This window comes from Bradyrhizobium ganzhouense (genome assembly GCF_049949285.1).
Lineage (GTDB): Bacteria > Pseudomonadota > Alphaproteobacteria > Rhizobiales > Xanthobacteraceae > Bradyrhizobium > Bradyrhizobium ganzhouense.
Genome location: NZ_CP181318.1, coordinates 891,096 through 909,472 on the forward strand (window position 1 = coordinate 891,096; position 18,377 = coordinate 909,472).

Here is an 18,377-nt window from a genome sequence, read left to right on the forward strand (position 1 = left end):
CCGGCGAAAGGATTTCGCGACCGGCGTCGCCTTACTTACTGCCAATAAGAAAGGCCGGATCGCTTGATCCGGCCTTTTGGCTCGCTGCGTGTTGCGGGCGGTCACGCGGCCTGCGCCAGCCCTTCCTTCTTCAAGGCCTCCTGCACCTTCGGCCGTGCGGCGACGCGGGCCTTGTAGGCGGTGAGGTGGGGCATCGCCGAGAGGTCGAATTTCATCCGATCGGCCCAGGTCAGCATCGTGAAGAGATAGCCATCGGCGACCGAGAACTGCTTGCCCATGAGGTAGTCGCGGCCGGCGAGCTCGCTGTCGATGTGCTTCAGCTTGCCCATGACACGGTCCTTGAAGAACGCCTTGGCGTCGTCGTTCAGGGCCGGTGCGAACAGCGGACCAAAGCTCTTGTGCACCTCGGAGGTGAGGAAGTTCAGCCATTCGAGCAGCCTGTAGCGCTCGGAACTGTCGCGCGCGGGCGCCAGCGACTTGGCCGGGGCCTTGTCGGCGATCATCTGGACAATGACCGGGCCTTCGGTCACGATCTCGCCGCTGTCGAGGCCCAGCGCGGGGACCTGACCCTTAGGATTCACTTTCAGATAGTCGTCTCCGTTATCGAGCTTCTTGGCCCGCAGATCGACCTTGACCAACTCATAGGGCAGGTCGGCCTCCAGGAGTGCGATATGGGGGGACAGCGAGCAGGCGCCGGGCGAGTAATACAGTTTCATGGAATTTCCTCCTCTTGACGCTTGGTTGGGGCGAAAGAACGCCTACATGCACCTGCATGCAATAGTCAAGATTGATGCAGGTGCATCGAGTGGAGTAAGAAGCGGGCGACGAGTTTGAGCGGGACCATGAAACGTAAACCATCGACCGAGGCAACCAGTGCCTGGATCCGCCTGATGCGGGTGCAGAGCCGTGTGCTCGACTGTGTCGAGCAGGACCTAAAGAAGGCCGGGTTCCCGCCACTGGCATGGTACGACGCCCTGCTGGAATTGTCGCGTGCGCCGAGCGGAGAGCTGCGCCCGGTGGAACTCGAGCGGCAGATGTTGATCCCGCAATACTCCACCTCGCGCCTGATCGACCGCCTGGTCGATGAGGGGCTCGCCTCCCGGCGCGAATGCAAGATCGACAAGCGCGGCCAATTCGTCGAGATCACGGAGGCCGGCCGCGAGCTGCAGAAGCGGATGTGGGGCGCGTACTCGGCTGCGATCGAGAAATATGTCGGCTCGAAACTGTCCGATGCCGATGCCATCAAGCTCAGCGGTCTGCTCGACCGCCTGGGCTGCTCGTGCGGCGAGATGAAACTGCCGCCCGTCGTCAACGTCAACGAAACCTCGCCGTCGCGATGACCGCGCGGCAAACCAGCATGTCCGCGCGCCCGGTGGGTTCGCGGACCATCCCGTCACCCGCGCGCATTCGATCGAAGCGCTTCTGATTAGAGTTTGATATGGCGCGAGACCAGATCGATATGACGCCGCTGCAATCGCGCGACGAGCTCGTTGCGTGGTTCGAGGCCGGCTGCAAGGACCCGTCCGAATTCCGGATGGGCACCGAGCACGAGAAGACGCCGTTCACGCTCGAAGGCCACCGTCCGGTGCCTTATGAGGGCGCGCGCGGCATCGGCGCACTGCTCGAAGGCATGAAACTCCTGCTCGGCTGGGAGCCGATCATGGAGAAGGGCAACATCATCGGCCTCTACGACGTCACCGGCGGCGGCGCGATCTCGCTCGAGCCCGGCGGACAGTTCGAGCTCTCCGGTGCGCCGGTCGAGAACGTGCACCAGACCCAGAGCGAGCTGATGGCGCATCTGGCGCAGGTGCGCGAGATCGCGACCCCGCTCGGCATCGGTTTTCTTGGTCTCGGCATGACGCCATCCTGGTCGCGCGCCGACATCCCGGTGATGCCCAAGGGCCGCTACAAGATCATGACGAATTACATGCCGAAGGTCGGCCAATACGGCCTCGACATGATGTACCGGACCTGCACGGTGCAGACCAATCTCGACTTCTCGTCCGAAGCCGACATGGTCAAGAAGCTGCGCGTCTCGCTGGCGCTGCAGCCGGTTGCGACCGCTCTGTTCGCCAACTCGCCCTTCACCGAAGGCAAGCCGAACGGCTTCCTGTCCTTCCGCTCGGAGATCTGGCGCGACACCGACAATGCGCGCGCCGGCATGATGCCATGGGCGTTCGAGGACGGCATGGGTTTCGAGCGCTATGTCGACTATGCGCTCGACGTGCCCATGTACTTCGTCAAGCGCGGCGACGATTACATCGACGTGTCGGGCTCCTCGTTCCGCGCCTTCTTTGACGGCCGCAACAACAATCTGCCCGGCGAGCGTCCGACCCTGTCGGACTGGGCCAACCATCTCTCGACGATCTTCCCGGAAGTGCGGCTCAAGCGCTACCTCGAGATGCGCGGCTCCGATGGCGGCCCGTGGGGTCGTCTCCCGGCGCTGTCTGCGTTCTGGGCCGGGTTGCTCTATGACGACGTATCGCTCGACGCCGCCTGGGATCTGGTGAAGCACTGGACTGCGCCCGAGCGTCAGGCTCTGCGCGACGATGTGCCGCGCTTCGGCTTCAAGGCGCGGATCAAGGACCGCTATCTGTTCGAGATCGCCAAGGAATGCCTCGTTCTGGCACATGCGGGCCTGCGTCGCCGCGGTCGCATCGACGCGATCGGCCGCGACGAAACGCGGTATCTGGAGCCGCTCGATCGCATCATCGATTCCGGCCGAACCCCGGCCGAGGAGATGCTCGAGAAGTTCAACGGCGCCTGGAAGGGCTCGGTGGAACCAGCCTACACGGAATACGCGTTCTAGTTATATCGGCTACGACCAGGATTTAGGCCGTTCATCGCCCATACAGGTTTGCGGCGATCAAATGACCGGCCGAAAAACCTGAGCGCCGTCAATAACTCGAAAGCTGTTCCGATGGGGAAGGGCCGCCTGCCTGGGGCCGTCATGGCCAAGGTCTTGGCCAGCGTCGTGGCTTGCGTCACGCTACTCTCGCTCGCCTTTGCGAGCGGGCCTGCGCGTGCCCAGACCGCGTTCGACCGGCCCGGCGGTGATTATTTCAACACGCCGATCACGTCAGGCGATCCCGAGGATTGCGCGCTGCTGTGCGAGCGCGATCGCAAATGCCGCTCGTGGAGCTTCAGCTATCCCGACATCGACGGTGCCGCGGCGGTCTGCTGGCTCAAGAATACCGTGCCGCCGCGACAGCCCGCCAATTGCTGTATCTCAGGCGTGCGTGGCGCCGGCGTGATCGAGCCGCGCGTCGAGGGCGTGGAGACATCGATCGACCGCCCCGGCGGCGATCTGCGCAATTTCGACCTCAAGGAAGGCGAAGGCGAGGACGTCTGCAAGGCCGCCTGCACCGCCGACAACAAGTGCCGCGCCTTCACCTATGCGCGTCCCGGCTATACGGGCCGCGAAGCGCGCTGCTTCCTGAAAAAGGACATCAAGCCACCGCGGCGGAAGGCGGGGTTCACGTCGGGCGTGGTGAGATAGCGCGCGGCTGTCACCGCCGTCATTGCGAGCGTAGCGAAGCAATCCAGACTGGTTCCGCGGAGAGATTCTGGATTGCTTCGCTACGCTCGCAATGACGAGGAGGATGAAGCGGGCAATTCACTCCGCCGTAATCACCGTAATCTCCGGCCACAGCGCCTTCCATCGCGCGGCCTTGACTGCGTAACTCGCCGCGGAAAAATTCGGGCCTGGATTAGGCCGCGCGATCAGCCCTGCAACATCGTCAAAACCATGCGGCGCATAGACCTCGTAGCCCTCGCCTGCGCGTCTGACGCCGATCTGCGTGTTCTGTGTGAGGAAGCGGTCGATGCCACCCGTCGAGCACCTCAGGGGCGGATAGGGCAGGCCATGCTTGCCGGGGTACCAGAGATGCACGCGCGCCTGGTTGCGGGTTTCGATCTTGACGCCGAGATGTCGGAGACGCGCTTGCAGCGTGCGGATCACCGCGTCTTCCGCGTCCCAGGACGTGTCAGGATCGAAGTAGAATATGTCGTAATCGGCAATGCCGTGATCGATGGCGCGGCCGGTGAGGACATTCCACGCCGTTTGCACCAGGCACCCCGAGACCAGCCACGCATCCGGCAGCGCGAGGCGGTGGAGCTCGTCGATGATCGCAACGTTGATCGGGTTCTTCAGCGCCAACGCAAGGAAGCGCGCCTTATCCATTGCGCCACTCACGCGCCCTCGCGCGCATCATAATCCGCTCGCGCCGCCTTCGATGCCAGCGCGCGCCAACGCCGGCGCAGGAGCGGTTCGACGATCGCGCGCCTGGCCTTGGACAGACGGATCAGCACGATCGGATAATCGGCGTAGTGATCGGTGAAATAGAAGATCTTCGGCTGGCTTTCGACCAGCATCGCGCGCTCGTCGATCGGGACATCCGGCATCACCAGGCTGTCGCTATCTTCTTTCAGGCGCGCCAGCATCTTCTTGCGCACTTTCAGCGCCGGCGTGCCGTAGGAGGTGCCGTCCTCGACCTCCGGCCACGTCAGCGCGAATTTTCTGACGTCGTCGAAGGTCATGAGCTCGGCTCAGTGCACGGCGGTGAAGAACCGCGCGAGGCGGAAGCCGGAGAGCCAGGTCCAGACCGGCTGGCCGCGCATGCCGAGATCCCAGGAGCCGAGCACCGCATCGGCACGGCCGACGAGATTGTCGATCGGCAGCAGGCCGACGCCGCCGGAGCGCAGCGGCACGCGGCTGTCGGCGGAGTTGTCTCTGTTATCGCCGAGCACGAACAGATGTCCGGCCGGTACCGTCACTTCCTGCGTGTTGTCGAGCGGACCGTTGTCGCGCATCTTGAAGATCAGGTGCTTGACGCCGTTCGGCAGCGTCTCAACATAGCGGTAAGCGGGCTCGCTGCCGCCATTGTCGTCTTCGGCGGCACCAACGCCATCCGGCTTCAATTCGGCGGGGCGATCGTTGATGAAGAGCTGGCCCTGCCGCATCTGGATGCGGTCGCCGGGCAGCCCTACGACGCGCTTGACCCAGGCCTGCGAGCGGTCGCCGGGCCAGCGGAACACGACGACGTCACCTTGCTTCGGCGTTTCCGCAAAGACGCGGCCGGTTTCCGGCAGGTTGATCTGGATCGGCAGCGACGAGGTGCCGTAGCCATAGGGGAATTTCGAAGCCAGCAGGGCGTCGCCGATCAGCAGCGTCGGCTCCATCGAGCCCGACGGCACGTAGAACGGTTCAGCCAGCGCGCCCTTGGCGATGAAGACGGCGGCGACGATGCCGGCGAGCTGCACCAGCTGTCCGCCCCAACCGCTGCTCTTCCGCTTGGTGCTGACAGTTACTTTTTCAACGCTCATGCGCCCGTTCCACCCACCGTAATGCGTTCCATCAACAGCGACGGCTGGCCGACGCCGACCGGCACGCCCTGCCCGTTCTTGCCGCAGGTGCCGATGCCGGTATCGAGCGCGAGATCGTTGCCGATCATGCGGATGCGATGCAGGTCGGTCGGCCCGTTGCCGATCAGCATGGCGCCCTTCAGCGGCGCGCCGATCTTGCCGTTCTCGATCTTGTAGGCCTCGGTGCACTGGAAGACGTATTTGCCCGAGGTGATGTCGACCTGTCCGCCGCCGAAATTCGCGGCGAACACGCCGTTCTTCACCGACGCGAGAATCTCGGCCGGGTCGCGGTCGCCCGCGAGCATGTAGGTGTTGGTCATGCGCGGCATCGGCACGTGGGCATAGCCCTGGCGGCGGCCGTTGCCGGTCGGCTTCATGTTCATCAGCCGCGCGTTCTGGCGGTCCTGCATGTAGCCGACCAGGATGCCGTCCTCAATCAACACGGTGCGATTGGTCGGTGTGCCCTCGTCGTCGATCGACAGCGAGCCACGCCTTGAGGCGATGGTGCCGTCATCGACCACGGTGACGCCCTTGGCCGCAACCTGCTGGCCCATCAAGCCAGCGAAGGCCGACGTCTTCTTGCGGTTGAAGTCGCCCTCGAGGCCATGACCGACCGCTTCATGCAGCATCACGCCGGGCCAGCCGGCGCCGAGCACGACGTCCATCTCCCCCGCGGGAGCCGGAATCGATTCCAGATTGACCAGCGCTTCGCGCAGCGCGCCGTCGGCGGCGTCGCGCCAGGACTTGCTCTCGATGAATTCGGCATAGCCGGCGCGGCCGCCGTAACCCTTGCTGCCGCTCTCCTGGCGGTCGCCCTGGCCGGCGACGACGGAGACGTTGACGCGCACCAGCGGGCGGATGTCGCGATAGCTCTCGCCGTCGGGCCGCAGGATCTCGACCACCTGCCAGGTCGCACCCAGGCTGACGCTGACCTGCCGCACCCGCGGATCCTTGTCGCGCAAGTAGGCGTCGATTTCGGCGAGCAGCTTGACCTTGGTCTCGAAGCCCGGCGCGTCCAGCGGATTGTCGTCGGAATACAGCCGCACATTGGTGTGCGGGGGCGGGGCGGCAAAGCTGCCCGAATAGCCGCCGCGGACGCCGGCCACCGCGTCGGCGGCGCGAATCAGCGCCGGCAGCGACACGTCGGAGGAATGCGCATAGCCGACCGCATCGTCCTTCACGGCGCGCAGGCCAAACCCTTGCGAGGTGTCATAGGTCGCCTGCTTCAGCCGCCCATTGTCGAACATCAGCGCTTCGGTCTGGCTGTATTCCAGGAACAATTCGCCGTCGTCAGCGCCGGCAAGGCCGCGCGCGACCTCGTGGCGAACCTGGTCGCGGTCGAGATTGGCGCGGTCGAGCAGGGAGGTTGTGGCAGGGTTGGTCATCGATCACCCATTGTCGGAGAGATGTCGGGCAAGATAATGGCTTCGTAGCCGTTCGGCGAGAGGGCGGACCGTCACATTACCGAAACGACATGATTGAAATCATTGCCATATCCGAAACGCATATCGAAAGCTTCCACCGCGCGCTCGACACCGTGTCGCGCGAACGCCGGTATCTTGCATTCCTGGAAGCGCCGCCGATCGAATCAACGCGGGCCTTTGTTCTGGACAATATCGCGAATGGCCATCCCCAGTTTGTCGCGATTTCGGCGGGGGAGGTGGTTGGCTGGTGTGACGTGGTTCGCAAGGCGCGGCCAGTGCATGCGCATTGCGGCGTGCTCGGGATCGCCTTGCTGCCGCCGTTCCGGCGGCAGGGGCTTGGCGAGAGGCTGATGCTCAGGGCGCTCGCCGCCGCGCAGGCGGCGGGCATGACCAGGGTCGAGCTGACGGTTCGTGAGAACAATTTGAATGCGATCGCGCTCTACAAAAGGGTGGGCTTCGCCGTCGAGGGATTGTCGCGCAATGCCGTCAAGATCGATGGCGTGTATGAGAGCGTGATCCAGATGGCGGTCCTGTTCCAGGGCGACCAAACGACTTGAGGCCTCGGATCGTCGCGAGATCAGTTTCAAACGATCAGCTTAAGCCGATATTGATGAGTTTTGGCTATGTCGGCGCGTCCCTGCCAGTCTGCGAGACGCGACGCATGTGGAAGCCCTTCCTGCCGCTGGTTGATTTCATCGATCGGTATCAAGGCCTGATCATTGGCTTTGCCGTGCTGGGCTTCTTCCTGCTGCTCAATCAGGTCATCTACCGCCTGTTCTGGACCTCCTATCCCTCGCGCGAAGACTATCTCGCCGCTCATCCCGGCTGCGCCTCGGCGGATGGCGTTCTCTGCGCGACGTGTGGGCAGAAGGCCGTCAGCATGGCCGTGCGGGGAAGTGGCCGTATGTTCCGCTGCACCTGGTGCGATGCGGAGCTTTTTCGCGTCGACAGGGGGTAAGGGGCGCCCTACGGCAGCTTGTCGTAACCCTCGCCGAGCCCGTTCAGGCTGAGCGGGAAGCCGATGCCTTCCTCGGGCGTCTCGAAGATGATGAAGGTCGCGGTCTTGGCGCTGCGGAGCTGGCCGAGCAGCTTGTCGTCCATGACGACCTCGGCGACGCAGCCATTGGGCAGGCAGCGGACGAAGCCGGCGCGGCCGACGTCCTGGTTGTCGAGCTTCAGCCCGAGGCCGGAGGGCAGGAGGACGCCCAAGGGGGCGACCACCCGCATCAGGCGGCTCTTCTGGTCGGCGGTCTTGAGCACGATCACGGTGAGGCCGGCGTTGGAGCGGTCTTCCGCCACCACGCTCTGGATCAGGGCGCATTGCTCAGCCTGGGCGCCCGGCGGGGTGTCGCAGCGGATCTGCCAGTCGCCATGGACGGAGCGCACCGCGCCCTGCGCATGGGCGAGGCCCGGCAATGCAAGGAGAAGGGCGGCGGACAGCAGGCCGATCAGGACCGTGAGGCGGTTAGTCGTCCTTGCCATGCATCTCGAAAGCCCCATCGGGGTCGGTCCCTCTGCTCGCCCGGGTCGCTCGCGCTGGTGGACTGATACGGCAATGACGGCGTCTTGAAGGCAATTCCCAAGCAAATCCCGCGCCGCCTTGGCCCGCCACCGCCGGCACGAATCAGGTTCCTGCGCAACTGTCCGCCAGTGCGTACCGCGGGCAATTCAGCTGTCAAGGCGCGGCATCCCGGGAAACGGTATTTTTGTCTGATGTTGCTGGGAAATATCTTGCGGGTGATGGCTGACAGAGGGGGCTCAAGACTGCATTGCGATAGATCAAGAATTATGGTTTGAGAGGCTTGATTTCGGCGTTTGAGCGATCTGGCCCCAATTCCTCTTAGAGGTATTCTTGCGCGGCGGTTTGTCGGACGGGCGGGTCGAATAAGCATTTCCCGGAAATAGGGCAATGCACTTGGGGTGATTTCGTAAGGGGAGCGCGAGCGGCATGAGGATGTCGAAGAGTCGGGTGGGCCGGCATTTGCTGGGATTGGCCACCATCGCCTTGGTGGCGGCTGGCATCACGCTGGCGACGGGCGGTTCGGCATTTGCTGAGCTCGGGCAGCCTGAGCCGTGGGAATGGCACCTTCAGGCCTCCGGGTCTCCGGTGATGGACAATATCGTCTGGTTCCACGACTTCCTGTCCGTACTGATCATCGTGATCACGCTGTTCGTGCTGGCGCTGCTCGTGGTCGTGGTGGTGAAGTTCAATTCGAAGGCCAATCCGGTGCCGTCGCGGACCACCCACAACACGCTGATCGAGGTGGTGTGGACGCTGGTGCCGGTGCTGATCCTGGTCGGCATCGCGGTGCCGTCGTTCCGCCTGCTGTTCCTCGAGCTCGACGTGCCGAAGGCGGATCTGACCATCAAGGCCACCGGCAAGCAGTGGTACTGGTCTTACGCCTACCCGGATAACGGCAAGTTCGAGTTCGACTCGCTGATGGCCCAGGACAAGCAGCCCCGTCTGCTCGGCGTCGACAACGAGATGGTGGTGCCGGTCAACAAGGTGATTCGTGTTCAGGTCACCGGCGCCGACGTCATCCACGCGTTTGCGCTGCCGGCTTTTGGCGTCAAGATCGACGCCATTCCGGGGCGGCTGAACGAGACCTGGTTCAAGGCCACCAAGACCGGCATGTTCTACGGCCAGTGCTCGGAGCTCTGCGGCAAGGACCACGCCTTCATGCCGATCGCCATACGCGTGGTGAACGACCAGGAGTTCGCCTCCTGGGTCGAATCGGCAAAGAAAAAATACGCGAGCGGCGGCACCAGCACTTTCGCCTCCGCAGCCGGCCCGACGCAGTAAGCGCCGGGCGACGGCTTGAGGGACTGAAAGCGACATAAAGGGCGGGACCTCCAAAGGTCCGAATGGGACGCAAGGCAGGATTTGAAAATGGCAACCAGCGCAGCGGCACACGGCGATCACGCGCATGACCACGAGCACGCCCATCCGACCGGATGGCGGCGCTACGTCTATTCGACCAACCACAAGGACATCGGCACGATGTACCTGATCTTCGCGGTCATCGCGGGCATCATCGGTGCCGCGATGTCGGTCGCGATCCGTGCCGAGTTGATGTATCCGGGCGTGCAGATATTCCACGAAACGCACACCTATAACGTATTCGTGACCTCGCACGGCCTGATCATGATCTTCTTCATGGTCATGCCCGCGATGATCGGCGGCTTCGGCAACTGGTTCGTGCCGCTGATGATCGGCGCGCCGGACATGGCGTTCCCGCGCATGAACAACATCTCGTTCTGGCTGCTGCCGGCCTCGTTCGGTCTGCTGCTGATGTCGACCTTCGTCGAGGGCGAGCCCGGCGCGAACGGCGTCGGCGCCGGCTGGACCATGTATGTGCCGCTGTCGAGCTCCGGTCACCCGGGCCCGGCCGTCGACTTCGCGATCCTCTCGCTCCATCTGGCGGGCGCCTCGTCGATCCTCGGCGCCATCAACTTCATCACCACCATCTTCAACATGCGCGCGCCGGGCATGACCCTGCACAAGATGCCGCTGTTCGTGTGGTCGATCCTGGTGACGGTGTTCCTGCTGCTGTTGTCGCTGCCGGTGCTCGCCGGTGCGATCACCATGCTGCTCACCGACCGCAATTTCGGCACGACGTTCTTCGCACCCGACGGCGGCGGCGATCCCGTGCTGTTCCAGCATCTGTTCTGGTTCTTCGGCCATCCCGAGGTGTACATCCTGATCCTGCCCGGCTTCGGCATGATCAGCCAGATCGTCTCGACCTTCTCGCGCAAGCCCGTGTTCGGCTATCTCGGCATGGCCTATGCCATGGTCGCGATCGGCGGCATCGGCTTCGTGGTGTGGGCGCACCACATGTACACGGTCGGCATGTCCAGCGCGACGCAGGCCTATTTCGTCGCCGCCACGATGGTGATCGCGGTCCCGACCGGCGTGAAGATCTTCTCCTGGATCGCCACGATGTGGGGCGGCTCGATCGAATTCCGCGCCCCGATGATCTGGGCGGTGGGCTTCATCTTCCTGTTCACGGTCGGTGGTGTCACCGGCGTCGTGCTGGCGAACGCCGGCGTCGACCGCGTGCTGCAGGAGACCTACTACGTCGTCGCGCATTTCCACTACGTGCTGTCGCTCGGTGCGGTGTTCGCGATCTTCGCCGGCTGGTACTACTGGTTCCCGAAGATGACGGGCTACATGTACAACGAGACGATCGCGAAGGCGCACTTCTGGGTCACCTTCATCGGCGTCAACCTGGTGTTCTTCCCGCAGCACTTCCTCGGCCTGTCGGGCATGCCGCGCCGCTATGTCGACTATCCGGATGCGTTCGCCGGCTGGAACCTGATCTCGTCGATCGGCTCCTACATCTCCGGCTTCGGCGTGCTGATCTTCCTCTACTGCGTGATCGATGCCTTCATGAAGAAGGTCCCGGCGGGCGACAATCCTTGGGGCGCGGGCGCCACCACGCTGGAATGGACGCTGTCCTCGCCGCCGCCCTTCCATCAGTTCGAAGTGCTGCCCCGCGTGCAGTAAGCCAACTCCCGCGGCGCCCGAGACGGGCGCCGCGGCTCTGTAATGAAGCGAGTTAAATTAGTGTCCGTCCTCGACCACAACGCCCTCGACATCAATCCCCGCATCTCCGAGGCGGAGGTTGGCGACTACCTCGCGCTGCTGAAGCCGCGGGTGATGTCGCTCGTGATCTTCACCGCGCTGGTCGGGATGGCGATGGCGCCGGGACACTTCCACTGGGTGCTGGCGATCACCTCGCTGCTCTGCATCGCCGTCGGCGCCGGCGCGTCCGGCGCGCTCAACATGGCGCTCGAGGGCGACATCGACGCCAAGATGTCGCGCACCGCGAACCGCCCGATCCCGCGCGGCCGCATCACCCGGCCCGAGGCGATGGCGTTCGGCATGACGCTGGCCTTCTTCTCGGTGATGACGCTCGGCATCCTCGTCAACTGGATCGCGGGCGCGCTGCTCGCCTTCACCATCTTCTTCTACGTCGTGATCTACACGATGGGCCTGAAGCGCTGGACCGCGCAGAACATCGTGATCGGCGGCGCCGCCGGTGCGCTGCCGCCGGTGGTGGCCTGGGCCGCCGTGACCGGCAGGGTTGACGTCGAGCCGCTGCTGCTGTTCGCCATCATCTTCTTCTGGACGCCGCCGCACTTCTGGGCGCTGGCGCTGTTCCGCTCCGACGACTATGCGCGCGCCGGCATTCCGATGCTGCCCAATGTCGCCGGCCCCGACGCGACCCGTCTCCAGATCCTGCTTTACACCATCGTGCTGATCGCAGTGGCTGCGGCGCCCTGGGCGCTTGGCTATTTCGACGCGATCTACGGCGTGACCTCGCTGGTGCTCGGCGCCGGCATGCTGGTGCTTGCCATCAACGTCTATATCCGCCGCGAACGCAGCCAATCGTTGCGCGCGACGCGAAAACTGTTTGCCTTCTCGATCCTGTATCTGTTCGCGCTGTTCGCGACCTTGCTGGCCGAGGTCGTGTTCCGGGCACTTGCTCCGATGGTTGGGGGCGCATGAGGCAGGAATGGCTGACAAACCCGAGCCAGATGGAATCGTCCTCACCGAGGCGCAGAAGAAGAGCCGTCGTCAGCGCTCGATTGCGATCGCGCTTGCGCTCGGTGTTCTCGTCATCCTGTTTTTCGCCGTCACCATGGTCAAGGGACCGGCGGTTCTAGTTCGGCCAATGTGAGAGAGATGGATCGAGAACCGACTATATCGCAGGACGTGACCCCAAAGCCGGTGCGCCGTGGTTTGGGTCGTGACGCATTGGTCGCATCGATCTGCGGCGGCGTGGTCGCGCTGATGGTCGGTGCCTCCTATGCGGCGGTGCCGTTCTACAACTGGTTCTGCCGCGCCACCGGCTTCAACGGCACGACCCAGGTCGCGACCTCGGCGCCTGCCACGGGCCCGATCGCACGCAAGATCGCAGTGCGCTTCGATTCCAACGTCGCGCCCGGCCTGCCCTGGAAGTTCGAGCCTGAGCAGACCGAGGTTGAGGTCAATATCGGCCAGGTCACCACCATCTACTACACCGTGACCAACCAGGCCGCGCGCACCACCTCCGGGCAAGCCGCCTACAACGTCGCGCCGCTGACGGTCGGGTCCTATTTCGAGAAGATCAACTGCTTTTGCTTCACCGAGCAGACCATGGCGCCCGGCGAGAAGCGCGAGATGCCCGTGGTGTTCTATGTCGATCCGTCAATCGTCGACGACCACGACAATGACGGGCTCGGCACCATTACGCTGTCCTACACGTTCTATCCGGTGAAGGATCCGGTGGTGAAGCCGCTTGCATCCGGTGATGACGACAAACGTAAGGGAAATCTCCAGCCGCCGGGTTGACGCTCAGGGTTGGAATAAGGGGATAAGTGCCGGACAGGCACGGGATTGAGGAGACAGACCGCAATGGCTACCGCGCAAGGCAAGCATCACGACTACCACTTGGTCGATCCCTCTCCGTGGCCGGCGGTCGGCTCCGTCTCGGCCTTCATCATGGCGGTCGGCGCGATCACCTGGATGCACCACATGGTCTCGGCCGCGCCGATCATCTTCGGCATCGGTACCGTTGGCGTGCTCTACACCATGGCGAGCTGGTGGGGCGATGTGATCAAGGAAGCCCAGTACAAGGGCGACCATACAAGGGTCGTGCAGATCAGCCATCGCTACGGGATGATCCTGTTCATCGCCTCCGAGGTGATGTTCTTCGTTGCCTGGTTCTGGGCCTATTTCAACGCCGCATTGTTCCCGGCCGACGCCGTCCACGCCACCCGCGACGCCGTGTTCGGCTGCGGCCTTGGCACTGCGGCCGGCGCGTGCACCGCGCCGGGCACCTGGCCGCCGCATGGCATCGAGACCTTCGATCCCTGGCATCTGCCGCTGCTGAACACGCTGATCCTGCTCACCTCCGGCACCACGGTCACCTGGGCGCACCACGCGCTGCTCGAGAACGACCGCCAGGGCCTGAAGTACGGCCTGATCCTCACCGTCCTCCTGGGCGCGACCTTCACCTGCGTGCAGGCCTATGAGTACAGCCACGCGGCGTTCTCGTTCGGCGGCAACGTCTATGGCGCGACCTTCTTCATGGCGACCGGCTTCCACGGTTTCCACGTGCTGGTCGGCACGATCTTCCTGATCGTGTGCCTGGCGCGCGCCTATGCCGGCCACTTCACGCCGACGCAGCACCTCGGCTTCGAGTTCGCCGCCTGGTACTGGCATTTCGTCGACGTGGTGTGGCTGTTCCTGTTCCTGTGCATCTATGTCTGGGGACACGGCGCCGAGACCATGGCCCACGGCGCGCACTGAGCCGCAGCCAATCGATCTGGAAAGGGCGGCCGCAGGGCCGCCCTTTTTCTTTCCGATGGCCGAGGCCTAACTGAAACTGTGATAGACTTGCGTGTCATGAACGAAACCGCCGGCACACCCGAGACCCAATCCACCGTCCTGCAAAGCGCACTGCGCGGGCTCGCCTGCAAATGCCCGCGCTGCGGCGAGGGCAAGCTCTATGCGGGCTTCCTGACGCTCGCGCCATCCTGTGACCGCTGCGGCCTCGACTACGCCTTCATCGACGCCGGTGACGGCCCGGCGATCTTCATCATCATGCTGGCCGGTGCGATCGTGGTCGGCTGCGCGCTCGTCGTCGAGGTCAAGTACCAGCCGCCGTACTGGCTGCATGCGGTGCTGTGGCTGCCGCTGATCCTCGCCACCACGCTGCTGCCGCTGCGCGCCATGAAGTCGCTGTTGATCGCGTTGCAATTCCACCACAAGGCGGCGCCGGGCCGGCTGGTCGACCGCGCGAAATGAACGACGCTGCGCGCACGCCCCGCGTGGCCGGCTTCGCGCTGTTCACGCTTCTGCTGACCGCGGCGTTCGTCGCGCTCGGTGTCTGGCAATTGCAGCGCCGCACCGCCAAGCACGAACTGATCGCCGCACTCACCGAGCGCCTCGCAGCAGCACCCATCGCGCTGCCGCCGCCGGCACAATGGGCGGCGCTGACGCCTGCACGCGATGAATTTCGCCGCGTCAGCTTCACGGCGACCTATGCGGCTTCGCCGGATGCGATGGTCTATTCGTCCGGCTCCGCCGTGCGCAAGGATGCCTCCGGCCCCGGCACCTGGGCCTTCCTGCCGGTACTTCTGCCGACCGGCGAGATCGTCGTGATCGATACGGGCTTCGTCGAGAACACGATGCAGGATCGCAGCGTCGAGGATCGCGCCGTGAAGAAGCTCGTCACCGGTGCGCCGGTCGCGCTCACCGGCTATCTGCGCTTTCCGGAAGCACCGGGTTGGCTGACGCCGGCCGAAAACCGCGACAAGCGGCTATGGTTCGTGCGCGATCATCCGGCGATCGCAAGCGCGCTTCATTGGGGCGCGGTCGCGCCGTTCTACGTCGACCTCGAGCAGCCGGCGCCCGAGAACAACATTCCACGTCCGGGGCCGCTCGACGTGAATCTGAAAGACGACCATCTGCAATACGCGATCACCTGGTTCGCGCTCGCGGGCGCGGTGCTGATCGCATTTGCGGTCTGGGTGAGGGGACGGCGAAAGAGCGAACCCAGTCCGTAAGTTCCCGGTGCGAACCCGGTATCGCCCGGTCTTTATTATTCAGCCCATATTCACGAGGGTGATCCTAAGCGCCTCTGAATTTTTCCGTGGCAAACAGGATTGCTGGCGTGCGCGATTTCGATCAGATGGGACTTGTTGTCGATTGGGTGGATGCCTGCCGCAAGGGTGACCTTGCGACGCTGCTCGACCTCTATGCTGACGATGGCGAGGTGGAATGCGCGTGCAACGGCACGCATCGCTATCGCGGCCGGCGCGAGCTCGAAACCTATTGGGGACCGAAACTCAGCGCCTTCTCCTCGGCGGGCTTCGGCCTGGAGGAGATCCATCCCGCGCAGAGCGGCATCGATCTCGAATATTCCGTCGCGGGCGCGCTGCGCATCCGCGCCTCGTTTCGCTTCAGTGCGGAAGGCAAGATCCACAGCACGGTGTGCGAGCCGGCGCGGCAGGGCCCGCACGATTGCGGTGCGTGCTAACTGGTAATCGCGTTGCGGGCGTCCCCAAGCGGCAGGCGGCAGCGCACATAGGTTCGTTCGTCCGCGCGCAGGAGTGACAGCGATCCGCTGAGTGCGCGGACGCGCTCATGCATTCCGGTCAGACCGCGGCCGAACACGTTCTCAGCGGGAAAGCCGCTGCCGTCATCGGAGACTTCGACGGCGAGCGCATCGCCCGCAATGGTCGCCTCCACATGGGCGTTGACATGGGCGTTGCGCGCCCCGGCGTGACGCAGCACGTTGGTCAAGGCCTCCTGGATCACGCGGTAGACGGTCTGGGCCAGCGGCCCGTCGATCTCGTTGAGATCAGGGGCGATCGTCGCAGTAAGGCCGATATGCGGCGCCTGCCTGCGAAAACTCCGGAGCAGCGTCTGCACGCTGGCCTCGAGCCCCAATTCCTCGATGTAGAGCGGCCGAAGCCGGTCGAGGATGCGACGGTTGGTCTGCTGCAGCGCCTCGACCGATCGCATCACTTCTTGCGCGGAATTGCCGAGATTTCCCGTTTGCGGCGAGGCCTCGCTCAACGCGATCGTGCCGGCGCGGATGCTGAACAGCAGCGGCCCAAGCTCGTCGTGCAGCTCGCGGGCGAGATCGCGCCGCTCATTGTCCTGCAGCGACACCAGCCGATGCAACAGGTCGCGATTGTCCTGGCTCAATTGAACGAGTGTCGTTGCCAGCGCGTTGGCTTCCTCGCAGCTCTGTCGGATTTCCGGCGGGCCGGCGACCGGAATAGGCATCGCATAATCGCCGCGCCGGATGCGGGTGAGGCCCGCGCCGAGATCGTGCAGCGGACGTAGCGCGGATCCTGCGAAAAGATGGGCGATCGTTCCGGTCAATACCATCAGCACGGCGATGAGGCTCGTCAGGGCCAGAAGGCCGATCCATTTCTCGAACAGGTCGGCCGACAGGTCGGGCACGAAGACGATGTCGCCAACGCGCCTGCCGTCGATGATGACGGGAGATGCCGCGTCGATGTCCGGAATGGCGATCAGGTTCACGAACCATTGCGGTACGCCATGCACATCTCGCAGGCCGTCCCTCACGGACGGCGAGGGACCCTCCTCCACAGGACGGAACTGGATATCAGAGGAGGTGCCCAAAGAATTGACAAAGGCGTCGAGCATCTTCCGCGGATTGTCTGATGCGCTCAGGGTGCTGTTGAGCGCGACAGCGACTGTCCGGGTTGAGCTTCGACCGGGCTCATTCTCGTCGGCCAGTTGGCCGGCAGCAAAAGTCTGGAGTAACACGCCGCCCATGGCCAGCGCGGCAACAAAGCTCACGCCGAGCGGAAGAAATAGCTGGGTCCTGAATGAGAGTCGTTGCCACATTAGGTCAATTCTAACGCGCATTGGCGGGGTTTTCTCTTTCCATTTGTTCCCGCCGGTCTATGAGTCCAGAGAACAAGAGAGCGCGCGATGCAAGATACCGCCAAGCCGGCGACCAGGGTCCTGATCGTCGACGACCACCCCGTGGTGCTGTCAGGATGTCGCACCCTGTTTTCGTCCGACCATTCGATCCGGATCGATGAGGCGACCGACGCGAAATCAGGCCACCGCGCCTATATAAGCAAGCGGCCCGATGTGACCGTGATCGACATCAGCCTGCCCGATGTCTCCGGCTTCGAACTGATGCGCCGGATCCGCAAGGACGATCCGGACGCCAAGATCATCATGTTCAGCATGAATGATGATCCGGCCTTCGTGGTGCGCGCGGTGGAACTGGGCGCGCAGGGCTATGTCTCCAAGGGTGATGATCCCCGGATCCTGCTCAAGGCCGTGCGCAAGGTGGTCGCTGGCGACAACTTCATTTCGCCGCAGCTTGCGGAGGCCGTGACGTTCTCCGGCGCTGCGATCAAGGCCAATCCAGCCTCGCAGATGACGCCGCGGGAGCTCGAGATTCTCCGCCTGCTCGGTCGCGGCAACAAGATCGTCGAGGTCGCCGAGGCGCTTGGCATCTCCTACAAGACCGTGGCTAACACCACGTCCCTGCTGAAGCAGAAGCTGGGCGCCAAGAACCACTCCGACCTGATCCGGATCGCGGTGGAAATCGGGATGAACTGACACCGTCAGGAGCCGAACCGGCTGCTCCAGGATGCAGCGGGTTCGGCCGACGGATCGGTGCCGCGCGTCCGGGCAATGGGTGGACGACGGCTGATACCATCCGCCGACACAATGGGCCGGCGAGGCGTTCGTTCCTTATCCGCTGCATTGATTCGGGAAAAAGAGGCAACAGGACCGGCGGCCTGGCAGTTTAATGGTCGGCTCCGCCGGGACATATCGGGAAAAAATGGAACATTCGGCGTTGCGCGCCGTTTTTCTCCTTGACGATCTCGTGACAGGTGACGATAGCTCGAACGAACGATTTTCGGGGCAGGCGTCCCAACGCGGAAAACCGGGTCTGCACACGTCAACGACAGACCTTCCAAGAGAGGGGCTGCGGCATCGCCGCAGCCCTTTTTCGTTGGGATGGTGCGGCCCCGCAAAACACTCTATGGTGCCGCAAAGCCTCTGGCTATCAACTAGGAACATCATAAAATCAAAGG

The 18,377-nt window shown here is 63.8% G+C and carries 22 protein-coding genes; 15 read left to right on the forward strand and 7 right to left on the reverse strand.

Annotated elements, in window-relative coordinates; genetic code table 11:
* Positions 1–101: 101 nt before the first annotated feature.
* Entirely contained in the window at positions 102–716 is a 615-nt protein-coding gene (gstA, locus tag ACLFLU_RS04115; protein ID WP_426411072.1) for a glutathione transferase GstA, read from the reverse strand.
* Positions 717–842: 126 nt separating this feature from the next.
* Between gstA and ACLFLU_RS04120 the strand changes: the two genes are divergently transcribed.
* The 3 genes from ACLFLU_RS04120 to ACLFLU_RS04130 all read left to right on the forward strand — a co-directional run bounded on the left by ACLFLU_RS04120 (position 843) and on the right by ACLFLU_RS04130 (position 3,499).
* On the forward strand, positions 843–1,340 hold the full coding sequence (locus ACLFLU_RS04120; RefSeq protein WP_426411073.1) for a MarR family winged helix-turn-helix transcriptional regulator: 498 nt from the start codon (positions 843–845) through the stop codon (positions 1,338–1,340).
* A 98-nt stretch (positions 1,341–1,438) separates the two neighbouring features.
* On the forward strand, positions 1,439–2,809 hold the full coding sequence (locus ACLFLU_RS04125) for a glutamate--cysteine ligase (protein WP_426411074.1): 1,371 nt from the start codon (positions 1,439–1,441) through the stop codon (positions 2,807–2,809).
* A gap of 111 nt (positions 2,810–2,920) precedes the next feature.
* The gene (locus ACLFLU_RS04130) at positions 2,921–3,499 is read left to right on the forward strand and encodes a PAN domain-containing protein (protein WP_426411075.1); all 579 of its coding nucleotides are present in this window, start codon (positions 2,921–2,923) and stop codon (positions 3,497–3,499) included.
* A gap of 117 nt (positions 3,500–3,616) precedes the next feature.
* On the opposite strand, the gene ACLFLU_RS04135 is transcribed toward ACLFLU_RS04130, so the two are convergent.
* Genes ACLFLU_RS04135 through tldD form a run of 4 tightly spaced genes read right to left on the reverse strand, consistent with a single transcriptional unit; the run spans position 3,617 to position 6,749 of the window.
* Positions 3,617–4,183: a nucleotidyltransferase family protein gene (locus ACLFLU_RS04135; protein WP_426411076.1), complete on the reverse strand. Its 567-nt coding sequence runs from the start codon at positions 4,181–4,183 to the stop codon at positions 3,617–3,619.
* 8 nt (positions 4,184–4,191) lie between these two features.
* Positions 4,192–4,539: an MmcQ/YjbR family DNA-binding protein gene (locus ACLFLU_RS04140; protein ID WP_426411077.1), complete on the reverse strand. Its 348-nt coding sequence runs from the start codon at positions 4,537–4,539 to the stop codon at positions 4,192–4,194.
* 9 nt (positions 4,540–4,548) lie between these two features.
* Positions 4,549–5,325, reverse strand: coding sequence for a signal peptidase I (gene lepB / locus ACLFLU_RS04145; RefSeq protein WP_426411078.1), 777 nt, complete (start codon positions 5,323–5,325; stop codon positions 4,549–4,551).
* Complete coding sequence (gene tldD, locus ACLFLU_RS04150) at positions 5,322–6,749, reverse strand: metalloprotease TldD (protein ID WP_426411079.1); 1,428 nt, start codon at positions 6,747–6,749, stop codon at positions 5,322–5,324. Before tldD ends, lepB begins: the two co-directional genes overlap by 4 nt.
* Positions 6,750–6,838: 89 nt before the next feature.
* Between tldD and ACLFLU_RS04155 the strand changes: the two genes are divergently transcribed.
* Entirely contained in the window at positions 6,839–7,345 is a 507-nt protein-coding gene (locus ACLFLU_RS04155) for an N-acetyltransferase family protein (protein ID WP_426411080.1), read from the forward strand.
* A 104-nt stretch (positions 7,346–7,449) separates the two neighbouring features.
* On the forward strand, positions 7,450–7,746 hold the full coding sequence (locus tag ACLFLU_RS04160) for a hypothetical protein (RefSeq protein WP_426411081.1): 297 nt from the start codon (positions 7,450–7,452) through the stop codon (positions 7,744–7,746).
* An 8-nt stretch (positions 7,747–7,754) separates the two neighbouring features.
* On the opposite strand, the gene ACLFLU_RS04165 is transcribed toward ACLFLU_RS04160, so the two are convergent.
* Entirely contained in the window at positions 7,755–8,288 is a 534-nt protein-coding gene (locus ACLFLU_RS04165; RefSeq protein WP_426411082.1) for an invasion associated locus B family protein, read from the reverse strand.
* A gap of 448 nt (positions 8,289–8,736) precedes the next feature.
* On the opposite strand from ACLFLU_RS04165, the gene coxB reads away from it, so the two are divergent.
* From coxB to ACLFLU_RS04210, 9 genes are all read left to right on the forward strand, one after another.
* Positions 8,737–9,591 carry a cytochrome c oxidase subunit II gene (gene coxB / locus ACLFLU_RS04170; RefSeq protein WP_426411083.1) on the forward strand — a complete coding sequence of 285 codons (855 nt, stop codon included), beginning with the start codon at positions 8,737–8,739 and terminating at the stop codon, positions 9,589–9,591.
* Between the two features lie 87 nt (positions 9,592–9,678).
* The gene (gene ctaD, locus ACLFLU_RS04175) at positions 9,679–11,295 is read left to right on the forward strand and encodes a cytochrome c oxidase subunit I (protein ID WP_426411084.1); all 1,617 of its coding nucleotides are present in this window, start codon (positions 9,679–9,681) and stop codon (positions 11,293–11,295) included.
* Between the two features lie 60 nt (positions 11,296–11,355).
* Positions 11,356–12,300 carry a heme o synthase gene (locus ACLFLU_RS04180; protein ID WP_426411085.1) on the forward strand — a complete coding sequence of 315 codons (945 nt, stop codon included), beginning with the start codon at positions 11,356–11,358 and terminating at the stop codon, positions 12,298–12,300.
* Positions 12,301–12,307: 7 nt separating this feature from the next.
* Positions 12,308–12,472: a CoxF protein gene (locus ACLFLU_RS04185; RefSeq protein WP_148754405.1), complete on the forward strand. Its 165-nt coding sequence runs from the start codon at positions 12,308–12,310 to the stop codon at positions 12,470–12,472.
* Positions 12,473–12,477: 5 nt separating this feature from the next.
* Positions 12,478–13,125, forward strand: coding sequence for a cytochrome c oxidase assembly protein (locus tag ACLFLU_RS04190; protein WP_426411086.1), 648 nt, complete (start codon positions 12,478–12,480; stop codon positions 13,123–13,125).
* A 63-nt stretch (positions 13,126–13,188) separates the two neighbouring features.
* On the forward strand, positions 13,189–14,085 hold the full coding sequence (locus ACLFLU_RS04195; protein WP_426411087.1) for a cytochrome c oxidase subunit 3: 897 nt from the start codon (positions 13,189–13,191) through the stop codon (positions 14,083–14,085).
* Positions 14,086–14,181: 96 nt separating this feature from the next.
* A complete protein-coding gene (locus ACLFLU_RS04200) occupies positions 14,182–14,583 on the forward strand; it encodes a DUF983 domain-containing protein (RefSeq protein ID WP_426411088.1) in 402 nt (133 codons plus the stop codon).
* Positions 14,580–15,344, forward strand: a complete 765-nt coding sequence (locus ACLFLU_RS04205; RefSeq protein ID WP_426411089.1) for an SURF1 family protein — start codon at positions 14,580–14,582, stop codon at positions 15,342–15,344. The genes ACLFLU_RS04200 and ACLFLU_RS04205 overlap by 4 nt, the downstream gene beginning before the upstream one ends.
* 107 nt (positions 15,345–15,451) lie before the next feature.
* The gene (locus tag ACLFLU_RS04210; RefSeq protein WP_426411090.1) at positions 15,452–15,817 is read left to right on the forward strand and encodes a nuclear transport factor 2 family protein; all 366 of its coding nucleotides are present in this window, start codon (positions 15,452–15,454) and stop codon (positions 15,815–15,817) included.
* On the opposite strand, the gene ACLFLU_RS04215 is transcribed toward ACLFLU_RS04210, so the two are convergent.
* On the reverse strand, positions 15,814–17,163 hold the full coding sequence (locus ACLFLU_RS04215) for a histidine kinase (protein WP_426411091.1): 1,350 nt from the start codon (positions 17,161–17,163) through the stop codon (positions 15,814–15,816). The genes ACLFLU_RS04210 and ACLFLU_RS04215 overlap by 4 nt on opposite strands.
* Positions 17,164–17,250: 87 nt before the next feature.
* On the opposite strand from ACLFLU_RS04215, the gene ACLFLU_RS04220 reads away from it, so the two are divergent.
* On the forward strand, positions 17,251–17,895 hold the full coding sequence (locus ACLFLU_RS04220; RefSeq protein WP_426411092.1) for a response regulator transcription factor: 645 nt from the start codon (positions 17,251–17,253) through the stop codon (positions 17,893–17,895).
* The last annotated feature ends 482 nt before the right edge of the window (positions 17,896–18,377 follow it).

What these genes read in the sequence shown, in the direction of transcription:
- ACLFLU_RS04220 (WP_426411092.1), top strand. Translation starts at nt 17,251, where the DNA reads ATGCAAGATACCGCCAAGCCGGCGACCAGGGTCCTGATCGTCGACGAC.
- ACLFLU_RS04160 (WP_426411081.1), top strand. Translation starts at nt 7,450, where the DNA reads ATGTGGAAGCCCTTCCTGCCGCTGGTTGATTTCATCGATCGGTATCAA.
- ACLFLU_RS04135 (WP_426411076.1), bottom strand. Translation starts at nt 4,183, where the DNA reads ATGGATAAGGCGCGCTTCCTTGCGTTGGCGCTGAAGAACCCGATCAAC.
- ACLFLU_RS04130 (WP_426411075.1), top strand. Translation starts at nt 2,921, where the DNA reads ATGGGGAAGGGCCGCCTGCCTGGGGCCGTCATGGCCAAGGTCTTGGCC.
- ACLFLU_RS04155 (WP_426411080.1), top strand. Translation starts at nt 6,839, where the DNA reads ATGATTGAAATCATTGCCATATCCGAAACGCATATCGAAAGCTTCCAC.
- tldD (WP_426411079.1), bottom strand. Translation starts at nt 6,749, where the DNA reads ATGACCAACCCTGCCACAACCTCCCTGCTCGACCGCGCCAATCTCGAC.
- ACLFLU_RS04215 (WP_426411091.1), bottom strand. Translation starts at nt 17,163, where the DNA reads ATGTGGCAACGACTCTCATTCAGGACCCAGCTATTTCTTCCGCTCGGC.
- ACLFLU_RS04200 (WP_426411088.1), top strand. Translation starts at nt 14,182, where the DNA reads ATGAACGAAACCGCCGGCACACCCGAGACCCAATCCACCGTCCTGCAA.
- gstA (WP_426411072.1), bottom strand. Translation starts at nt 716, where the DNA reads ATGAAACTGTATTACTCGCCCGGCGCCTGCTCGCTGTCCCCCCATATC.
- ACLFLU_RS04125 (WP_426411074.1), top strand. Translation starts at nt 1,439, where the DNA reads ATGGCGCGAGACCAGATCGATATGACGCCGCTGCAATCGCGCGACGAG.
- ACLFLU_RS04195 (WP_426411087.1), top strand. Translation starts at nt 13,189, where the DNA reads ATGGCTACCGCGCAAGGCAAGCATCACGACTACCACTTGGTCGATCCC.
- ACLFLU_RS04120 (WP_426411073.1), top strand. Translation starts at nt 843, where the DNA reads ATGAAACGTAAACCATCGACCGAGGCAACCAGTGCCTGGATCCGCCTG.
- ACLFLU_RS04205 (WP_426411089.1), top strand. Translation starts at nt 14,580, where the DNA reads ATGAACGACGCTGCGCGCACGCCCCGCGTGGCCGGCTTCGCGCTGTTC.
- ACLFLU_RS04140 (WP_426411077.1), bottom strand. Translation starts at nt 4,539, where the DNA reads ATGACCTTCGACGACGTCAGAAAATTCGCGCTGACGTGGCCGGAGGTC.
- coxB (WP_426411083.1), top strand. Translation starts at nt 8,737, where the DNA reads ATGAGGATGTCGAAGAGTCGGGTGGGCCGGCATTTGCTGGGATTGGCC.
- ctaD (WP_426411084.1), top strand. Translation starts at nt 9,679, where the DNA reads ATGGCAACCAGCGCAGCGGCACACGGCGATCACGCGCATGACCACGAG.
- ACLFLU_RS04185 (WP_148754405.1), top strand. Translation starts at nt 12,308, where the DNA reads ATGGCTGACAAACCCGAGCCAGATGGAATCGTCCTCACCGAGGCGCAG.
- ACLFLU_RS04190 (WP_426411086.1), top strand. Translation starts at nt 12,478, where the DNA reads ATGGATCGAGAACCGACTATATCGCAGGACGTGACCCCAAAGCCGGTG.
- ACLFLU_RS04165 (WP_426411082.1), bottom strand. Translation starts at nt 8,288, where the DNA reads ATGGGGCTTTCGAGATGCATGGCAAGGACGACTAACCGCCTCACGGTC.
- lepB (WP_426411078.1), bottom strand. Translation starts at nt 5,325, where the DNA reads ATGAGCGTTGAAAAAGTAACTGTCAGCACCAAGCGGAAGAGCAGCGGT.